Genomic DNA, 17,466 nt, shown 5'->3' with positions numbered 1-17,466 from the left:
GCCGAGGCCCCACGCCACACCCGACTGGGCCGCGTCCGCAGCGCCCCGGTCCCGCCGGCACGCGGAGGACCCGCGCACCGCGGGCTCGGCCGTCGCCGACGCCGCTCCCGTACGGCTGGCGGGCTCCAAGGTGCCCATCGGGCCGGGGCCGCGCGCCGCCGAGGCCGCGGCCCGCGGAGCCGACGTCGGCGCGGGACCGGCGACCGGCTGGGTGCGGCCGCCCGCGGGACTGGCCGCGGACCTCCCGACCAGTCCGCTCGCCGCCCCCGCCGCCCCGTCGCCACCGCCCGGCGCCGCGCCCGGGGTGCCGGCCCCCGCGCCGCCCCGGGACGCCGCGCCCGCCCACTGGCGGCCCTGGCGTTTCCGCATGTCGAACGACGTATGGGGCACCCCGGTCGTGTCCGGCGCGCTGCTGTACGTCACCTCGTTCGAAGTGCACGCCCTGGACGTGGCCAGCGGCCGCCGCCAGTTCAAGACACGGGACGTCGCCTGGTCCATGGCCGTGTCCCAGGGCCGTATCCACGCCTCGGACGGCCCCACCCTCTACGCGCTGGACGCGGCGAACGGGCAGGAGCGCTGGCGCTGCCAGACCGACGCCTGGGTGTACTCCCTCAAGGCCGACCACGGCACGGTCCTGACCGGGACACGCGGCGGCGGCGTCCAGGCGTGGGAGGCCTCCAGCGGCGAGAAGCTGTGGGAGACGGCCGGGGCGCAGACGGAGTTCGAGACCCCCGAGGCGGGCCCCGCGATCTGCGACGGCACGGTGTACGTGTGGAAGGACGCACGACTGCGCGCCCTGGACGCCCGCACCGGCGTCGAGCGCTGGTCCTACCCGGTCGGCGACGCCGCCTCCTGCGGCAATGTGCCCGTACGGGTCCATCCGGCGTCGGACGGCTATGTCTACGCGGCGGCCGGCACCCGCGTCCTGGCGATCGACAGCGCGAGCGGGCTGGTGCGCTGGCACTTCGAGGCCCCCGCGGTCTTCCTCTCCCCGCCGGCGTTCGCCCCCGGGCCGGCCGTCACCGGCGGCGGCGTGTATCTGGCCGACTACCTCGGCACGGTGTACGCCCTGGACGCCACGACCGGCAAGGACCGCTGGCGCATCGCCACCGAGTCCCGGCAGTCGATCGAGCCGCCGCTGGTGGCGGGCGGCCACGTCCATGTGGGCAGCGGCAGCGCGCTCTACACCCTCGACGCGGTCACCGGCACGCCGAAATGGCGCTTCGCGGCGGGCGGAGGGGTCGTCGGCGCCCCGGTGGCCGCCGACGGCCGGGTCCACTTCGGCTCCGCCGACCATGTCCTGTACACCCTGGACGCGAGCGGCGGCCAGCTGCGATGGAAGCTCGCCACCGGCGGGGAGATCACCGGCTCGCCGGTCGTCCAGGGCGGCGTCGTGTACGCATGCAGCAAGGACCGCTGCGTCTACGCCCTCGACGCCGCCAAGGGCACGGCCACGGGCCGCCCCGCCCCGCGCTGAGCCGTGCGCCCCCGGCCGCCCCTGGTGGCGGCCGGGCCCGGTGCGGCGTAGCGTCAGGACCGCGGGGGGAGGCCCAGAAGCGGCGGCCGCCGTACGGAGCCCCTTCCGTGAGCGGTACGACGGCCGTCTTCGGGGACAGCCGTGCAGCGCGCGGGCGGCACGCCTGGTCAGCCCTGCTGAGCCGCCCACTCGCGGTCGAGCATCGCGTGGACGACGGAGTCGCGCCACACCCCGCCCTTGCGGACGTGTTCCCGGATGCGGCCTTCTTCCACCATCCCCGCCCGCGCCATCGTCCTGGCAGACGCGTCGTTTATGGGCGACCTGGCGCCCCAGCATGCAACCGCGAGGGCGGGAAAGGTCAGCAGGGCGCTGAGGTGCATCGCACGGAGCGTGGAGCCGGAAGCGTGGGCCGGAACTTCACGGAACGTGCCCCCGCAGTCGGGCGTCCCCCTTCCGGAGGGCGTCTGCGCCGACCGGCGCGGGGCTGTTGGTCCGCGCCACCGCGGGCGGGGGGCGGGCTCAGCGTTTGACGATCAGGTCGAGGACCGAGGCGAGCCGGGCCTTGACCGCTTCACGGTGGCGAAGCGCCTCCGGGGCCGCGTCGGGGCCCGGTCGCACGCCGCGGTCCGCGAGGATGTAGAGCAGGCGGAGCGTGCGCAGGCAATTGGAGAGGTGCGCGGGGACCGGGACGCCGATGTGGTCCGTTCCGAAGCAGACGCCGATCGGGTCCAGCCACGCGGTCGCGTCATGCTCGCTCAGGTCCTGCCGGGTGAGGACGCGGGCGACCGCCCGCGCCAGCCGGTCGTCCTCCAGCTGCTCGTACACATGGACGGTGGGCGCGGTCAGCCGCGCGGCGGCCAGGTGCAGCATCCGCACCGGCGCCACCTCGGGATGCTGGCCGAAGCTGCCCAGCAGATCCGCGCCGTGCGCGACGGCGTGCAGCCAGCCAAGCTTCTCGTCGTGGCCGCGCAGGTCCTTCTCGTTCGGGTACCAGTCCGCGAAGGCGTCCACCCAGCGCGCCTTGAAGTCCCCCTTGGCGACGAGCATGTCGAGGACGAGGGGAGCGAAGGTGCGGGCCTGGATCTCCGGGTCACGGAAGCGGTCGGCCATCTCGTCCCCCAGCGCCAGCCGCCGGGGCGCGTCGATCACCCCGCGTGCTATCCAGGTCGCGAGGACGGAGTAGGCCGCTCCGTCCCGGATGAGCGGATCGGGGTCCGCCAGGGCGCGGGAGAGTTCACGCACCAGCTCTTCCATGGTGCGGTCGGCGGGCACGGCGCAGTCGGCGGCTTCGATCCTGGTCCAGTCGATCATGGCGGGAGGATAGACGCACCCCGCCGTGGCGCGCCGTGAATAAACGGCGTACGACGACATGCTTACCGCTCGCGGAAGTCCCCGCCGCCCCGGCGGCCGCGGAACAGCTCCGCCTGGCGCTCCGGCGGCAGACTGCCCAGGGCGATCAGCGGGGCCGCATGGGCCATCGCCTGGGTGCGGGCGGCCTCCGTGGCGGACCACAGGGCGCGGACCGTGCCCTGGACCGCCTCCGTGGGGGAGGCGGCGATCGCGGCGGCCGTGCGCAGGGCGGCGGGCACGGCCTCGCCCGCGGGCGTCAGCTCGGAGACCAGGCCGATCTCGTAGGCCCGGCGGGCCGTCAGCCGCTCGGCCGTGCCCGTCAGACACATCCGGGCGGCCTCCCCGTACGGCATCCGCTGGGCCATCAGGATCGCCTCGTACGCGCTGACCATGCCGTATGTCGTATGCGGGTCGAAGAAGACCGCCCCCTCGCCCGCCACCAGGAACTCCGCCTCGCCCAGCAGATAGAACGCGCCGCCGCAGGCCATCCCCTCCACGGCCGCGATCACCGGCTTCCACAGGTCGTTGGCCTTGGGGCCGATGGTCAGCAGGGGGTCGTCGATCGCGTACGGGGAGGAGGGCTGGGGCACCTCGGCCGAGCGGTCGACACCCGTGGTGAAGGCCCGTCCGCCCGCGCCGGTGAGCACCGCGGCGCGCACCGTGTCGTCGTAGCGGAAGCCCTTCCAGACGGCGGCCAGTTCGGCGGCCATCGTGAGGTCGACGGCGTTGTGCCGGCCGGGCCGGTCGAGTGTGACGAGCGCGACGCCTGTCGCGTCGTCCTTCTCCACCCGTACCGCCGGGGGCCCGCTCACACCCGCTCCAGCAGCAGCCAGCGCGGCACGGTGACGCCCGCCTGCTCGGTGAACGCGACCCGCACCGGCGCGCCGATGCGCAGCCGCGCCGGGTCGACGGAGTCGAGCGGCGCGTCCGGGGCCGCGACCACATGGCCCGCCAGCCGGATGCGGGGCGCGTCGGCGAGTTCGACGACGGCCGCGTTATACGGGGCCACGGCGGCGTAGGCGTCGAGCAGCGGCGGATGCGGCACCACGTACGACCAGATCCGGCCGCGGCCGGACATCGGCCGCCACTCGGCGTCGAAGGAGCGGCAGTGCGGGCAGCAGGGGCGCGGCGGGAAGCGCAGCTCGCCGCAGCCGGGCCGGGCGCAGGCCTGGATGCGCAGTTGGCCTTGGGCCGCGTACTCCCAGAAGGGCGCGCCGTCCTGGTCGATCACGGGCGGCAGCAGGGTGTCCCCGGGCATGGCGGCTCAACTCCTCAGCAGGATCGCGGATGTGGGCACGCCCTCGCCCGCCGTGACGAGGCAGGTGGCCGCGCCGGGCACCTGGGCGGTGGAGCAGCCGCGCAGCTGCTTCACGCCCTCGGTGATCAGGTTGAAGCCGTGGACGTACGCCTCCGAGAGGCCGCCGCCGGAGGTGTTCAGCGGCAGCCGTCCGCCGGTCTCCAGCGCGCCGCCCTCGGTGAAGGCGGCCCCTTCGCCGCGTCCGCAGAAGCCGTAGCCCTCCAGCGACAGCGGGATGAGCGGGGTGAAGGCGTCGTAGATCTGGGCCACGTCGACGTCCTGCGGTCCGAAGTCCGCCTGTTTCCACAGCTGTCGGGCGGCGGTCCAGGCGGGTCCGGAAAGCGGGTCGTCGGTCCAGTAGTTGACCATCCCGTGGTGCTGGGCGGGCAGCCCCTGCGCCGCGGAGTGGATGTACACCGGCCGGCGGCGGCAGTCGCGGGCGCGTTCGGCGCCGACGAGCACACAGGCCAGCGCGCCGTCCGTCTCCAGGCAGTTGTCGAAGAGGCAGAGCGGCTCGCTGATCCAGCGGGCGGTCATATACATCTCGCGGGTGAGCGGCCGCTCGTACATCACCGCGGCCGGGTTCTGGTTGGCGCGGTTGCGGCAGGCGAGGGCGACATTGAAGAAGTGGTCGCGGGTCGCCCCGTACTCGTGCATATAGCGGCGGGCCAGGATGCCGATCTCGTCCGCGGGCCGCAGCAGGCCGAAGGGGCGGGTCCACTGGGCGGGGGTGGGGAGCTGGACGGCGGTGTTCGTCCAGGGGCGGGGCCCTGAACCGCGCTTGCGGGACCGCCAGGCGACGCCGACGTTCGCCTGGCCGGTGGCGATCGCGGCGGCGAGGTGGGCGACGGTGGCGCAGGAGCCGCCGCCTCCGTAGCCGACCCGGGAGAAGAAGGTGACATCGCCCGCGCCGATGGACTTCGCGATCTCCACCTCGTCGGTCGCCTCCATGGTGTACGAGGCGAAGGCGTCGACCTCCGAGGGGTCGATGCCGGCGTCGGCGAGGGCGTCAAGGACGGCACGGCAGGCCAGGGTTTTCTCCGGCTCGGGGAGCCGGCGGGCGAAGGGGGTCTGCCCTATGCCGACGATCGCGGTCGCGTCCTTGAGCGTGGCGGTCATGCGGGCCTCCCCGTGGGCGGTGGCGCACTGCTGACAGCGGGGAAGCGTACCGCTAATCTGACGGGTAGTCAGCTAGTTGTTTCTCCCCCACCCCGCCCCTTCCCGAACCTGGGGCTCCGCCCCCGGACCCCCGCGCCTCAAACTCCCCCAGACTCCGTCCGGGGGTACTCCCACGGGGCTTGATTGTGCTGCCCCTGAGGAGCGGGGTCTGGGGCGGAGCCCCAGTCACGGGGAGAGGGGTGGGAAAACGGTGTTCGGGTCTCGGGAGAGGGGCTTGTGTATGCGCGGCGACCTTCAGTGGGGCAGCGTTCCGGGGCTGGTGCGCGACGCCGCACAGCGGTACGGGGAGCGGGAGGCCGTCGTCGAGGGCCGCACCCGCGTCTCGTACGCGGAGCTGGGCGAGCGTGTGGAACGGTCCGCCGCGGCCGCCATCGCCGCCGGGGTCGAGCCCGGCGACCGGGTCGCCGTCTGGGCCCCCAACACCCTGGACTGGATCGTCGCCTCGCTCGGGGCGGTCGGCGCGGGAGCGGTGCTGGTGCCGCTCAACACCCGCTACAAGGGCGCGGAGGCCGCCGACGTCCTCAACCGCTCCCGCGCCCGGATGCTCTTCATCACCGGCGCCTTCCTCGGCACCTCGTATGTGGCGTCCCTGCGCCGCGCCGCCGCCGAACTGCCCCACCTCGAACAGACGGTGGTCCTCGGCGACTTTGCACCGGACGACTACCGCACATGGAAGGACTTCCTGGCGGGCGGCGACAGGGTCGGCGCACGCGAGGTACGGGCGCGGGCCGACGCCGTCGCCCCGTCCGCGCCCTCCGACATCGTCTTCACCTCCGGCACCACCGGCCGCCCCAAGGGCGCGGTCATCACCCATGCCCAGACGCTGCGCTGCTATGACATCTGGTGCGAACTGGCCGGGCTGCGCGAGGGCGACCGCTATCTGATCGTGAACCCCTTCTTCCACACCTTCGGTTACAAGGCCGGAGTGATCGCCTGTCTGATGCGGGGCGCGACGATGGTGCCGCAGCCGGTCTTCAACGTGGACACGGTCCTGGCCAACATCGCCGCCGAACGGATCTCCGTACTGCCCGGCCCGCCGACCCTCCACCAGTCGCTGCTGGATCACCCCCGGCGTGACGCCCACGACATCTCGGCCCTGCGGCTCGTGGTCACCGGCGCGGCGGTCGTCCCCCTCCCGCTCGTGGAGCGGCTCCGCACCGAGCTGGGCGTGTCCACCGTGCTGACCGCGTACGGCCTCTCCGAGGCGAGCGGCATTGTCACCATGTGCCGCCGCGGCGACGCCCCCGACGTCATCGCCGCCACCTCAGGACGCGCCATCCCGGACGCCGAGGTCCGCATCGCGGGCGCCTCCGCCCCGGGCGAGCCGGGGGAGATCCTCGTCCGCGGACACAACGTCATGCAGGGCTACTTCGAGGACCCGGACGAGACGGCCAAGGCCCTCACCTCCGACGGCTGGCTCCGCACCGGCGACATCGGCGTCCTCGACGCGGCGGGCAACCTCCGCATCACCGACCGCATCAAGGACATGTTCATCGTCGGCGGCTTCAACGCCTACCCCGCCGAGATCGAACGCCTCCTCGGACTCCACCCCGGCATCGCCGACGTCGCGGTCATCGGCGTCCCCGACCCCCGCCTCGGCGAAGTGGCCAAGGCCTATGCGGTCCGCCGCCCGGGCGCGGCGCTCACCGCGGACGACCTGATCGCCTGGGCCCGTCGGGAGATGGCCAACTACAAGGTGCCGAGGCAGGTGGAGTTCGTGGCCGCGTTGCCGCGGAACGCGAGTGGCAAGGTCCTGAAGACGGAACTCAGGGCGTGGGGGTGAGGAGAGCCCCCGGTACGACAGGCCCGCGGCTGCGAAGGCTCCCCCTCCGGGCCGTCGCAGCCGCGGGCATCCCCCGTTCCCCCCTCAACGTGGCGCACCCGCCCCCCAGGTGCGCCACTCGGGTACGCCCTCGACGGCAACCCCCCAGTTGCCGTTCCCCCCGGCGTCCCCGGGCTTGCTGTGGTCAGTCCTTCGCCGGCGGGGCCGGTGCGTGGCTGTCGTCCGGCTCCGGGGCGGAGGTACCGCCGCCGCCGTCCGCGGGCGGGGCGGGGGCGTGGCTGTCCATCGAGACGATGTTCTCGAGTTCCGCGTCGAGCAGGCCGTCCGGCGGAGGGGCCGGGGCATGGCTGTCCATCGTCTTGGCGCCGTCGGCCGGCTTGAAGCCGCCCTTCGGCGGGGCGGGAGCGTGGCTGTCCATGGTGGTGAGGTTGAGGTTCTCGTTCTGCCCGACTTCGCTCATGGTGCTACTCCTGCGGAAATGATCGTGCGTCGGTGGGAGGCGGACGCCCGTTCGGCCACTCCCCCGTGGGTTGCCGAACGGGCGTCTTCGGGCCGCTCACCGTGGCGTGCGAAGCCCAGCCGATCCACCTGCCCCCCGTTGCGGTGAATCGATGCAATAAGCATGTCAGCTCCCCATAAACGTTCGATGAACGTCCTGCTGCAGGACCGCACGGCCGTGCAACAGCCCTCGGGAGCCGACCCGTCAGGCCAGGGTCCGGCCAGGGGCAGGCCGCGGCGACCGGCCCCGTCACGGCTGCGGCCACGCGACCGTCACGCCGCGGCGAGCGGGGCGAGCAGGGTCCGCAGCTCGTCCGCCTCCGCCGCGCCGGACTGCTCGTGGATGGCCAGCGCCTCACGCCAGCAGGCCTGCGCACGGCCCGTCTGGCCCAGCTGGTTCAGCGCCTTGCCCAGCACGGTCAGCACATTGGCCCGCATCCAGTCGCCGCCGATGCAGCCGATCGCCAGCGCCTGCTCTGCGTACTGCGCGGCCCGCGCGCTGCGCCGCGAGCCGAGATGGACCTCGGCGATCCGGTAACAGGTCGTGCCCTCCCACAGCCGCTGCCGGTTCTCCGCGAACACCTCCTGCGCCTGGAGCAGCTCCTCCAGCGCCTCGGTGCGCCGCCCCGCGTGCGAGAGTGCGATCCCCAGGGCGTACTTGGCGTTGGCGAGACGCAGGGTGAGCCCCAGCTCGTCATAGATGGCGATGCCCCGCTGGGCCAGCTCCACCGCGCTCTCGGTGCGCCCCATGGACACCAGGATCCGGGACAGATTGCACAGCGCGCTGGCCTCGCCCGGCCGGTTGCCGTCGGCGCGGAACGCGTCGATCGCCGTGAGCAGGAACGCCTCGCCGTCCTCGTGCTCATTGCGGCAGATGGCGATGATGCCCAGCTCGTTCGGGGCGTTGCTGCAGATCCACGGATCGGCGGCCGCCCGCCCCAGCACCTCGGCCCGCTCCGCCTCCGTCTGCGCCTCCTCGAAGCGCCCGGCCGTACGGTGGACCTGCGTCAGCGTCGTACGGGCCCGGCCCTCCGCGCGTGCGTCGCCCGCGACGGCCGCCGCGTCCCGCGCCGCGACCGTCGCGATCTCATAGCGCCTCGAACTCGCCCCGGACTCGGCCAGATCCTTGCTCGCCAGCAGCAGATCCACGGCCCGGCGCAGCGTGCCGGGCCCCAGCGACTGCTGTACGCAGGCGAGCAGACTGGAGGCCTCGGAGTGCAGCCAGTCCAGCGCCTCGGCGTCGGAGGCGAACTCCCGCCCCGGGTAGGCGGTCGGCTCCAGATGCGCGACCGTGCGGTCGCCGGGGCGCTCGGTCGCGTACACCCGCGCCGCCGTCGCCAGATAGAAGTCCAGCAGCCGCGACAGCGCCGCCTCGCGCTCCCCGGGCTCGTCCCGCTCGGCGCAGGCACGCGCGTAGAGCCGTACGAGATCGTGGTAGCGGTACCGGCCGGGCGCCGCCGACTCCACCAGCGAGGTGTCGACCAGCGCCTCCAGCAGATCCTCCGTCTCCTGCTGCGGCAGATCGAGCACGGCCGCGGCAGCCGCCAGCGAGATGTCGGGTCCGTCGGCGAGGCCGAGCAGCCTGAAGGCGCGCGCCTGGGCGGGCTCCAGCTGCCCATAGCCCAGCTCGAAGGTCGCCTTCACCGCGAGGTCGCCCGCCTGGAGCTCATCGAGGCGGCGGCGCTCGTCCGCCAGCTTCGCGGCCAGCACCGACACCGTCCAGGTGCGCCGCGCGGCCAGCCGGGACGCGGCGATCCGGATCGCCAGCGGCAGGAACCCGCAGGCGGCCACGACATCGAGGGCGGCCTCGCGCTCGGCGGACACCCGCTCCTCGCCCACGATCCGGGTGAACAGCTGCAGCGCCTCGTCGGGCGACATCACATCGAGGTCGACCAGATGCGCCCCGGCCAGATCGACCATCCTGATCCGGCTGGTGATCAGCGCCGCACAGCCCGCAGTGCCCGGCAGCAGCGGCCGCACCTGCGCCGCGTCGCGCGCATTGTCCAGCAGCACCAGCAGACGGCGGCCGTCGAGCGTGGTGCGGAACAGACCGGCCCGCTCCTCAAGCGTGTCCGGGATCGAGTCGTCCGGGACGCCGAGCGCCCGCAGAAACGCCCCGAGGACCGTCTCCGGCTCGGCCGGCCGGCTGCCCGCGCCCTGCAGGTCGACATACAGCTGTCCGTCCGGGAACTGCGGCCTGACCTGGTGCGCCACATGCACGGCGAGCGTGGTCTTGCCGACGCCGCCGATGCCGGCCAGGGCGGAGACCGCCATCACCGAGCCCTCGGCGGAGGCGAGCAGCTCGCCCAGTTCGGAGACGAAGGCGGCGCGGCCGGTGAAGTCCGTCACCGTGGCCGGCAGTTGATGGGGCCGGGCGACCCGGGGGGCGGGCGCGGGCTGTGCCTCGACCGGCCTGGCCAGTTCCGCGTCGGCCTGGAGGATGCGCTGCTGCAGCCGGGACAGCTCGGGGCGCGGGTCGACGCCCAGCTCCTCCGCGAGCAGCCGGCGAGTGTCCGCGTACACGGCCAGCGCCTCCGCCTGCCGTCCGCTGCGGTACAGCGCCAGCATCAGCAGCTCCCGCAGCCGCTCGCGCAGCGGATGGGCGGCGGTGAGCGCGGTCAGCTCGGAGACGGCCTCGGCATGGCAGCCGGTCTCCAGATCCAGGTCGAGCCGGTTCTCCTGGAGCTGGAGCCGCCACTCCTCCAGCCGGGCGCGCTGGCTCTCGGCGTACGGGCCGGGCACATTGGCGAGCGGCTCGCCGTCCCACAGCCCCAGCGACTTGTCGATCAGCTCCCGGGCGTGGCAGCGGTCGCCCGCCGAGCGCGCCTTCTCCGCGGCGGCGGCCAGCTCCTGCGCCACCGCGAGGTCGAGAGCGTCGTCCCGGAAGCGCAGCGCATAGCCGCCCGCCTCGCTGACCAGCGCGTCGGCGGAGAGAACCTTCCGCAGCCGGGAGGCGTAGGTGCGCACCGCGGCGAGCGCCTGCGACGGAGGGGCGTCGCCCCAGAGCGCGTCGATCAGCTCGCCCGCGGTGGCGGTGCGGCCGTCGCGCAGCAGCAGCGCGGCCAGCAGGGCGCGCTGCTGCGGCGAGCCGGTGGGCAGGGCTTCGCCGCCGCGCCAGGCGCGCACCGGCCCGAGCACGCTGAAGAGCAGGTCGTCGCCGCCTTCGGCGGCGCTGTTGCTGCTGTGGCCGCGTACCGGAGCGCGGCGCTGCTCCGGTACGCGTGGCCCGCTGTCACGGTCCATAGCTGCCCCCTGCCGGTACTGCGTGTGCTGCGTTTGCTGCGTATCGCCCAAGTAGCCGGTCGACAGTCTGCCTTGTAGGGGGCGGGCGCGTCAGCAGCGGGGCTTGCAGTCACGCTCACAGTCGGACGGCGGCCGGTCACCGAACGCGGCGGCCGGCCACCGTGCGGGCGGTGGCCGGACGGCGGCCGGACGGCGGTCGGCCACCGGCCGGACGGTCGGCCCGCGGCGATCGGCCGGCAGCCCGGCGGCGGCTGCTCAGGGCCGGTAGACGGCGCCCGGCTCCGCCTTGCCGGGGGCGAGCAGCTGCGGGACCGTGACAAACGTGTAACCGCGCTTCTTCAGCTCGGAGATGATCTCCGGCACGGCGGGCACGGTCCCGTCGTAGATGTCGTGCAGCAGGATGATGCCGTCACGGTCGGCCTGGTCGAGGGTCCGCTTGGCGATCAGGCCGGAGTCGGTGGTGGAGAAGTCCTTGGCGGTGGTGGACCACAGGATCTGCGCCAGGCCAAGTTCCTTGCTGACCTTGGTGACGTCGTCATTGATACGGCCCTGGGGCGGACGCATCAGCGTCGGCTTCTTGCCGGTGATCTTCTCGATGGCGTCCTGGGTGAGGGCGAGCTCCTCGCGGATCTCGTCCGGCTTGAGCTGGTCGAGCCGGCGGTGTGACCAGGTGTGATTCGCCACCTCATGGCCCTCGTCCGCGATCCGGCGCACCACGTCGGGGTGCTTGAGGACATGGTTCTTGCCGAGGAGGAAGAAGGTCGCGGGCACCTTCTCCTTCTTCAGGAGGTCCAGCAGCTTCGGGGTGTCCTTGCCGGGGCCCGCGTCAAAGGTCAGGGCGATGCATTTGGCCTTGGCGCAGCCGACGGCCTCGCTCGGCGGCTTGGCGTCGGAGGCGGCGCTGTCACGGGCGTCGGCGGGGGTGGTGGTGTCCATGCTGCAGCCGGTGAGCGTGAGGGCGAGTGCGGCCGTGCCGAGCGCGGCGGCCGCGACCGCTCGGAAACGGCGGCCCTCGCGCCGCTTACGTATGGATATCTCCCCTATTGCCCCGTTTTTCTGCATGGTCAGCCCTTTGGTCGTGGTCGATCGCTGCACTATAAGCGGGGTGTATAGGGGTGCTGTGCGGCGGGGGGTGGAGCAGGGTTTCGGTCCTCGGAAGCTGACGGATCGTCAGATCGGCGCTACCGTGCATCCATGGAATCCATGGAGACCTTCCCGAAGATCATCTCGGTGGACGACCACACGGTGGAGCCTCCCGGCGTCTGGCGGGACAGGCTTCCGTCGAAGTACCGGGACACGGGCCCGCGCATCGTCCGCGCCCCCCTGAAGCACATGAGCTTCACGGGCGGGAAATTCGCCCCGGTGATGGGCGCCCCCGGCGACGAGGGTCCGGTCGGCGACTGGTGGGTGTACGAGGAGCTGCACCGGCCGCTCACCCGTCTCGACACCGCCGTCGGCTATGACCGCGACGAGATCAGGCTTGAAGTGATCACCTATGAGCAGATGCGCCCGGGCTCCTACAGCGTCCCCGACCGGCTCGCCGACATGGACGTCAACCACGTCCAGTCCGCCCTCTGCTTCCCCACCTTCCCCCGCTTCTGCGGCCAGACCTTCACCGAGGCCAAGGACCGCGAGCTGGGCCTGCTGGGCGTGCGCGCCTACAACGACTGGATGGTGGAGGAGTGGTGCGGCCCCGAGGCGCACGGCCGGCTCATCCCGCTCACCCTGATACCCCTGTGGGACGCCGAACTGGCCGCCGCCGAAGTGCGGCGCAACGCCGAGCGGGGCGTGCGGGCGGTCTGCTTCAGCGAGATCCCGCCGAACCTCGGGCTGCCGTCCATCCACACCGACGCCTGGGACCCCTTCCTCGCCGCCTGCGACGAGACCGGCACCGTCATCGCCATGCACATCGGCTCCTCCTCGAAGATGCCGTCCACCTCCGCGGACGCCCCGCCCGCCGTCGGCTCCACGATCACCTTCGCCAACTGCTGCTTCTCCATGGTCGACTGGCTGCTGAGCGGCGCGTTCGAGCGCTTCCCCCGGCTGCGGATCATGTACGCGGAGGGCCAGATCGGCTGGATTCCGTACATCCTCGAACGCGCCGACGTGGTGTGGGAGGAGAACCGGGCCTGGGGCGGCGTCGCGGACAAGGTCACCCGCCCGCCGTCGGAGCTGTTCGCCGACCATGTGTACGGCTGCTTCTTCGACGACGCGTTCGGGCTGCGGAACCTGGACGCGATCGGGGTCGGCAACGTCCTGTACGAGACCGACTACCCGCACTCCGACTCCACCTGGCCCAAGTCCCGCGAGGTCGGTGAGGCGCAGATGGGCCATCTGCCGCCGGACGTCGTGGAGCGCGTCGTCCGCGGCAACGCGATCGACCTCCTGGGCCTGACCCCCGAGGGCCTCTGGCCGGGCGCACCGGCCCGCGCCTGACGGCTCGGGCGCAACCGCTCGCGCCTGACGGCTCGCGAGCCTTGCGCCCCCGCCCGCATCGCAGGGGGGCCGCCCGGGCCGGACCGTGCGCCGTGAGCGCGGCTTTGTGTGGCCGCGGTCGTCGGCTTGAGGCGGTGTGCGGGCTGCGCTGCGGGCCCACTGCCAGGCAGCCCACAGCCGGCAGCCGTCAGCCGGGGGCAGGGGCCCGCCGGGTCTCTGCCTGCTCGGGCCGGAGCCCAGGGGCTGGTACCCCTGCCCGCCAGGGCCCGGGCGCACGCCGCCCCGGGCCGCGCGGCGCGCGGCTTCAGCGCAGACCGTGGCGGCGTGGCCGGTCCGGCCTGCGCCGCCGCGGAGGGCATGCGCTCCCGTGCGCCTGGCGCCGGCCTTTGGCGGAATCTGGCGGGCGTGTGCCGCCGACAGGGGTCGGCGGCGTTGCGCGGCGCTGTTGTCATGGGCCCGCTGGGAGGTCACCATCGGGGCATGACGTCGACACCCGTGCCCACGTCCGCGCCCGGTTCCGCATCCACGTCCGCACCCGGTCCCGCATCCGCGCTGACACCGGAAGACGCCCAGAAGGTCCTCGCCGGCAACTTCGCGCCCTGGGTGCTCGACCTGGGCCTTGCCGTCGTCGAGACTTCAGAGCGCCATGCCGTGCTGCGGCTGCCGTGGTCCGAGCGGCTGGCGCGGGAGGGCGGCGGGCTCTCCGGGCAGGCGCTGATGGCGGCCGCGGACACGGCGACCGTGATCGCGGTGGCGTCGGCGCGCGGCGGGTTCACGCCGATGACCACGGTGCAGCAGTCCACCTCCTTCCTGCGCGCGGTGCAGGGCGCCGATGTGCTGCTCGACGCCCGCATCGGCAAGCTGGGCAAGCGGATGGCCTTCGTGGACATCACGATGACCCCGGAGGGCCCGGCGGGTGCGGACGGGCCCGCGGCGCGCGCCTCGACGGTCTACGCGCTGCTCGGCTGAGCCCGCGCGCCGCGTCCGGGCCGCGCCCGGGCCGCGTCCGCACCGCGCCCGGCATCGAAGGCGCTCCCGCTCTTGCCTGATGAACCATCAGGCATGACGATGGCTGCGCCCGCGATATGTGACGGACCGTCAGTTTGGCGGTTCCACGCCAGGAGGGGCCATGCTCACGTACGGAATACAGCTCCCGGTCCAGTCCCAGTCGGCCCTCTACGCGGAGTCATGGGAGGCGGCCGCGGGCCCGGACGACCTGGCGGAGGTGGCCAGGACGGCCGACCGCTGCGGCTTCGGCTATATCGCCTGCTGCGACCATGTGGCGATTCCACAGCGGCTCGCCGCCGCCATGTCCACCGTGTGGTACGACCCGGTCGCCACCCTCGCCTTCCTCGCCGCCGCCACCGAGCGCGTACGGCTGCTCAGCCATGTGGCCGTCGTCGGCCTGCGGCATCCGCTGCTGACCGCCAAGCAGTACGCCACCCTCGACCACCTCTCCGGCGGGCGGCTGGTGCTCGGGGTCGGGGCCGGGCATGTACGGGAGGAGTTCGAGGCGCTCGGGGCGGACTTCGAGCAGCGGGGCGCCGTGCTGGACGAGAGCATGGACGCGCTCAGGGCAGCCCTGGGGCCCGAGGAGTTCCCGGAGTTCACAGGGAAACGGTTCACCTTCCGGGGACTCGGGCAGCGCCCCCGGCCCGCCCAGGCGCGGGTGCCCCTGTGGGTCGGCGGCTCCTCCCCGGCCGCGGTGCGCCGGGCCGCGCTCAAGGGGGACGGCTGGCTGCCGCAGGGCGACCCGCGCGACCGGCTGCCCGCCCGGATCGCCCGGATCGGGCAGCTGCGCGAGCAGGCGGGCATCGCAGACCGCCCCTTCACGGTGGGGGCGATCGCCGAGCCGCTGTATGTCGGCGAACCCGACTGGGAGGCCGGCCGCCGCACGCTCACCGGGAAGCCGGAGCGCCTGGCCGAATCGCTGAGCGCCTACCGCGCGATGGGCGTGGACCAGCTCCAGGTGCGGTTCCGCTCCCGGTCGCGCGGTGAGCTGACCGAGCAGCTGGAGGCCTTCGCCGCCGAGGTGGCCCCGCTGCTCATCTGACACACGGCAAGCACGGCACACAGGGGAACAGGGGATCAGGGGAGGACGTCATGGGAAAGCTGGACGGCCGGGTCGTGCTCATCACCGGCGCCGCACGCGGCCAGGGCGAACACGAGGCGCGCCTCTTCGCCGCCGAGGGAGCGCGGGTGGTGCTCGCCGATGTGCTCGACGACCAGGGCGAGGCGCTCGCCAAGGAACTGGGCAAGGAGGCCGCCCGCTACGTCCATCTGGACGTGGGCCGGGAAGCCGACTGGACGGCCGCCGTCGCCGCGGCCAAGTCCGCCTTCGGAAAGCTCGACGGTCTGATCAACAACGCCGGCATACTCCGCTTCAACGAGCTGGTGGACACCCCGCTGGAGGAGTTCCAGGAGGTCGTCCGGGTCAATCAGACCGGCGTGTTCCTGGGCATCAAGACCGCCGCCCCTCAGATCGCCGCGGCGGACGGCGGCACGATCCTCAACATCGCCTCCTATGCGGCGCTCGCCGGCATGGACTCGATCGGCTCATATGTGGCGAGCAAACACGCCATTCTCGGTCTGACCCGGGTCGCGGCGATCGAGCTGTCCCGGAAGAAGATCCGCGTCAACGCGATCTGCCCCGGGGCCATCGACACCCCGATGAGCAACCCCGCGGAGGTGGACCCGGACACGCTCTCCCAGCTCTACCGCAGGCACGTCCCCCTGGGCCGGGTGGGCCGCCCGGAGGAGGTGGCGCACCTCGCGCTCTTCCTCACCGGCGAGGACTCCTCGTACATCACCGGGCAGCCGTTCGTCATCGACGGCGGATGGCTGGCGGGCGTCCGCCTCTTCTGAGACAACGGCCGAACCGACGACGCCTCCGCGCTGAAGGCGGCACGGAGGCGGACTCAGCCGCCGCCGTTCTCATGAATCGACGTCGGCTCCCGATCAGATCCGGCTGAGCGGGTCGCGTATCAACCCGACGTCACCATTACACGTACGATTTCGCCTGCAACGCCAAGCCATCGACGCGTTGGGCCGGCGGCTGCGGTGGGTGCCGTCAAACAGCACGGAGCCCTCATCGACATCACTGTCGATGAGGGCTCCATCGCACTGTTACCAGATTCCGATAATCCGGGCCGAAACCGCGGGGAAATTGGACTCAAGATCAGCCATGGCGATGCGCTGCCGATCAGTGATGATCGCAGGGTCGTCATGAACGATGTGGGTCCTGTTCACCGGCACATCACGACCGACGCCGCAACCGCCCAGTTCGTCCGGTGCGTCTCCAGGGCCTCCGAGGGTGTTGTGCACGGTCTGACGTACGCATGCGCCGACGCAGCGCGGTCGTCATAGCCGTCGAGGAGAGTGCGCACGACCACGTCCTGCCGACTGGCCGCACACAAGACAGAGGGGTGAGCCGTTCCCGGCTCACCCCTCAAGGCGGCTGCGTATCTCAGGCATCTCCCCTCAGGAGGGGAGACCCAACTCGGCCATCACCCACGCACTGGACACTGGTGCTTCCTGGGGTTCCCCGTTGAGGACCCAGGAGCCATCCCATTCGATGCGCCAGACCTGGCCGCGGGAGTTCTCGAACTCGACGAAACTTCCGGTGGCACCTTCCAGGAGTTCCACCTCTCTGAGGAGCACGTCATGTGTTGTGAACCCGCGCGACGACCCGATGCTCCCGCTGTCTGTTCTCGTGTTCTCATACCGCATCCGCAGGTAGGGAACAGGCGGGCGAGGCATGACCGTCGGCCTCAGCATGCGCTTGAACCGATATCTGGTCTCCTCGAGCGTCTCATTCCCTGAGAACTCGCACTGATATGCGGGGAATACTGCGCTCACAACCTCGTTCAGCGCATCATTCCGGCCGACGTGATAGCCGTGGACATCAGGAGGGACCGCCGCAACGACGTCGAACCCATAGGGATCGGACGCGAATCCGGAAGCCACTGCGAACGACTGCATCTCGCCTCGCCCGAGGCGATGCTCCCGGGCGAAGCCGAGCACTGCCCTCACCAGGTCCTCATCGAAACCGTCGATGGAGTTCACCTGGTAAGCCCAGTCGCCGTCACGATCCATCGCCAGGGAGAAGACGAACCTCGGCATGGGCGACCATCGCCACGCCATGGGGAGGCCGGGAAAGTCCTCGACATTCACGTTCTCCAGCACAGCGCGCTCGATATCCAC

The 17,466-nt window shown here is 72.4% G+C and carries 15 protein-coding genes; 6 read left to right on the top strand and 9 right to left on the bottom strand.

Going from position 1 to position 17,466, the window contains the following annotated elements:
* The coding region (locus tag OF819_RS15550; RefSeq protein ID WP_267244108.1) for a PQQ-binding-like beta-propeller repeat protein at positions 1 to 1,477 on the top strand (1,477 nt) is incomplete at its 5' end.
* Positions 1,478 to 1,644: 167 nt separating this feature from the next.
* Here the strand turns inward: OF819_RS15550 and OF819_RS15545 are convergent.
* From OF819_RS15545 to OF819_RS15525, 5 genes are all read right to left on the bottom strand, one after another.
* Positions 1,645 to 1,857 (bottom strand): GNAT family N-acetyltransferase, encoded by a 213-nt coding sequence (locus OF819_RS15545; protein ID WP_416370543.1) that lies wholly within the window; start codon positions 1,855 to 1,857, stop codon positions 1,645 to 1,647.
* 139 nt (positions 1,858 to 1,996) lie between these two features.
* Entirely contained in the window at positions 1,997 to 2,788 is a 792-nt protein-coding gene (locus OF819_RS15540; RefSeq protein WP_267244107.1) for a DUF2785 domain-containing protein, read from the bottom strand.
* A 62-nt stretch (positions 2,789 to 2,850) separates the two neighbouring features.
* Positions 2,851 to 3,639 (bottom strand): enoyl-CoA hydratase/isomerase family protein, encoded by a 789-nt coding sequence (locus OF819_RS15535; RefSeq protein WP_267244106.1) that lies wholly within the window; start codon positions 3,637 to 3,639, stop codon positions 2,851 to 2,853.
* Positions 3,636 to 4,085, bottom strand: coding sequence for a Zn-ribbon domain-containing OB-fold protein (locus OF819_RS15530; protein WP_267244105.1), 450 nt, complete (start codon positions 4,083 to 4,085; stop codon positions 3,636 to 3,638). Before OF819_RS15530 ends, OF819_RS15535 begins: the two co-directional genes overlap by 4 nt.
* Positions 4,086 to 4,091: 6 nt before the next feature.
* Positions 4,092 to 5,243 carry a lipid-transfer protein gene (locus tag OF819_RS15525; protein ID WP_267244104.1) on the bottom strand — a complete coding sequence of 384 codons (1,152 nt, stop codon included), beginning with the start codon at positions 5,241 to 5,243 and terminating at the stop codon, positions 4,092 to 4,094.
* A 280-nt stretch (positions 5,244 to 5,523) separates the two neighbouring features.
* Between OF819_RS15525 and OF819_RS15520 the strand changes: the two genes are divergently transcribed.
* Entirely contained in the window at positions 5,524 to 7,086 is a 1,563-nt protein-coding gene (locus OF819_RS15520; RefSeq protein WP_267244103.1) for a FadD3 family acyl-CoA ligase, read from the top strand.
* Between the two features lie 184 nt (positions 7,087 to 7,270).
* Here OF819_RS15520 and OF819_RS15515 read toward each other — a convergent pair whose 3' ends face one another.
* The 3 genes from OF819_RS15515 to OF819_RS15505 form a co-directional block, all read right to left on the bottom strand.
* Entirely contained in the window at positions 7,271 to 7,546 is a 276-nt protein-coding gene (locus tag OF819_RS15515; protein WP_267244102.1) for a hypothetical protein, read from the bottom strand.
* Positions 7,547 to 7,857: 311 nt separating this feature from the next.
* Positions 7,858 to 10,827: an AfsR/SARP family transcriptional regulator gene (locus OF819_RS15510; protein WP_267244101.1), complete on the bottom strand. Its 2,970-nt coding sequence runs from the start codon at positions 10,825 to 10,827 to the stop codon at positions 7,858 to 7,860.
* 255 nt (positions 10,828 to 11,082) lie between these two features.
* Positions 11,083 to 11,889 carry a polysaccharide deacetylase family protein gene (locus OF819_RS15505; protein ID WP_416370542.1) on the bottom strand — a complete coding sequence of 269 codons (807 nt, stop codon included), beginning with the start codon at positions 11,887 to 11,889 and terminating at the stop codon, positions 11,083 to 11,085.
* 141 nt (positions 11,890 to 12,030) lie between these two features.
* Between OF819_RS15505 and OF819_RS15500 the strand changes: the two genes are divergently transcribed.
* The 4 genes from OF819_RS15500 to OF819_RS15485 all read left to right on the top strand — a co-directional run bounded on the left by OF819_RS15500 (position 12,031) and on the right by OF819_RS15485 (position 16,128).
* Positions 12,031 to 13,263, top strand: coding sequence for an amidohydrolase family protein (locus tag OF819_RS15500; protein ID WP_267244119.1), 1,233 nt, complete (start codon positions 12,031 to 12,033; stop codon positions 13,261 to 13,263).
* A gap of 480 nt (positions 13,264 to 13,743) precedes the next feature.
* The gene (locus OF819_RS15495; protein WP_267244100.1) at positions 13,744 to 14,232 is read left to right on the top strand and encodes a PaaI family thioesterase; all 489 of its coding nucleotides are present in this window, start codon (positions 13,744 to 13,746) and stop codon (positions 14,230 to 14,232) included.
* Between the two features lie 160 nt (positions 14,233 to 14,392).
* Positions 14,393 to 15,316 carry a TIGR03619 family F420-dependent LLM class oxidoreductase gene (locus OF819_RS15490; RefSeq protein WP_267244099.1) on the top strand — a complete coding sequence of 308 codons (924 nt, stop codon included), beginning with the start codon at positions 14,393 to 14,395 and terminating at the stop codon, positions 15,314 to 15,316.
* Between the two features lie 50 nt (positions 15,317 to 15,366).
* Positions 15,367 to 16,128, top strand: coding sequence for an SDR family NAD(P)-dependent oxidoreductase (locus tag OF819_RS15485; RefSeq protein ID WP_267244098.1), 762 nt, complete (start codon positions 15,367 to 15,369; stop codon positions 16,126 to 16,128).
* Positions 16,129 to 16,743: 615 nt separating this feature from the next.
* Here OF819_RS15485 and OF819_RS15480 read toward each other — a convergent pair.
* The gene (locus tag OF819_RS15480) at positions 16,744 to 17,466 is read right to left on the bottom strand and encodes a hypothetical protein (RefSeq protein ID WP_267244097.1); all 723 of its coding nucleotides are present in this window, start codon (positions 17,464 to 17,466) and stop codon (positions 16,744 to 16,746) included.

Origin of the sequence: Streptomyces sp. PR69, from assembly GCF_026420845.1 — a bacterium.
Taxonomy (GTDB): Bacteria; Actinomycetota; Actinomycetes; order Streptomycetales; family Streptomycetaceae; genus Streptomyces.
This window is presented reverse-complemented; position numbering and strand designations above follow the sequence as displayed.

What these genes read in the sequence shown, in the direction of transcription:
- OF819_RS15545 (WP_416370543.1), bottom strand. Translation starts at nt 1,857, where the DNA reads ATGCACCTCAGCGCCCTGCTGACCTTTCCCGCCCTCGCGGTTGCATGC.
- OF819_RS15540 (WP_267244107.1), bottom strand. Translation starts at nt 2,788, where the DNA reads ATGATCGACTGGACCAGGATCGAAGCCGCCGACTGCGCCGTGCCCGCC.
- OF819_RS15530 (WP_267244105.1), bottom strand. Translation starts at nt 4,085, where the DNA reads ATGCCCGGGGACACCCTGCTGCCGCCCGTGATCGACCAGGACGGCGCG.
- OF819_RS15525 (WP_267244104.1), bottom strand. Translation starts at nt 5,243, where the DNA reads ATGACCGCCACGCTCAAGGACGCGACCGCGATCGTCGGCATAGGGCAG.
- OF819_RS15520 (WP_267244103.1), top strand. Translation starts at nt 5,524, where the DNA reads ATGCGCGGCGACCTTCAGTGGGGCAGCGTTCCGGGGCTGGTGCGCGAC.
- OF819_RS15515 (WP_267244102.1), bottom strand. Translation starts at nt 7,546, where the DNA reads ATGAGCGAAGTCGGGCAGAACGAGAACCTCAACCTCACCACCATGGAC.
- OF819_RS15510 (WP_267244101.1), bottom strand. Translation starts at nt 10,827, where the DNA reads ATGGACCGTGACAGCGGGCCACGCGTACCGGAGCAGCGCCGCGCTCCG.
- OF819_RS15505 (WP_416370542.1), bottom strand. Translation starts at nt 11,889, where the DNA reads ATGCAGAAAAACGGGGCAATAGGGGAGATATCCATACGTAAGCGGCGC.
- OF819_RS15500 (WP_267244119.1), top strand. Translation starts at nt 12,031, where the DNA reads ATGGAGACCTTCCCGAAGATCATCTCGGTGGACGACCACACGGTGGAG.
- OF819_RS15495 (WP_267244100.1), top strand. Translation starts at nt 13,744, where the DNA reads ATGACGTCGACACCCGTGCCCACGTCCGCGCCCGGTTCCGCATCCACG.
- OF819_RS15490 (WP_267244099.1), top strand. Translation starts at nt 14,393, where the DNA reads ATGCTCACGTACGGAATACAGCTCCCGGTCCAGTCCCAGTCGGCCCTC.
- OF819_RS15485 (WP_267244098.1), top strand. Translation starts at nt 15,367, where the DNA reads ATGGGAAAGCTGGACGGCCGGGTCGTGCTCATCACCGGCGCCGCACGC.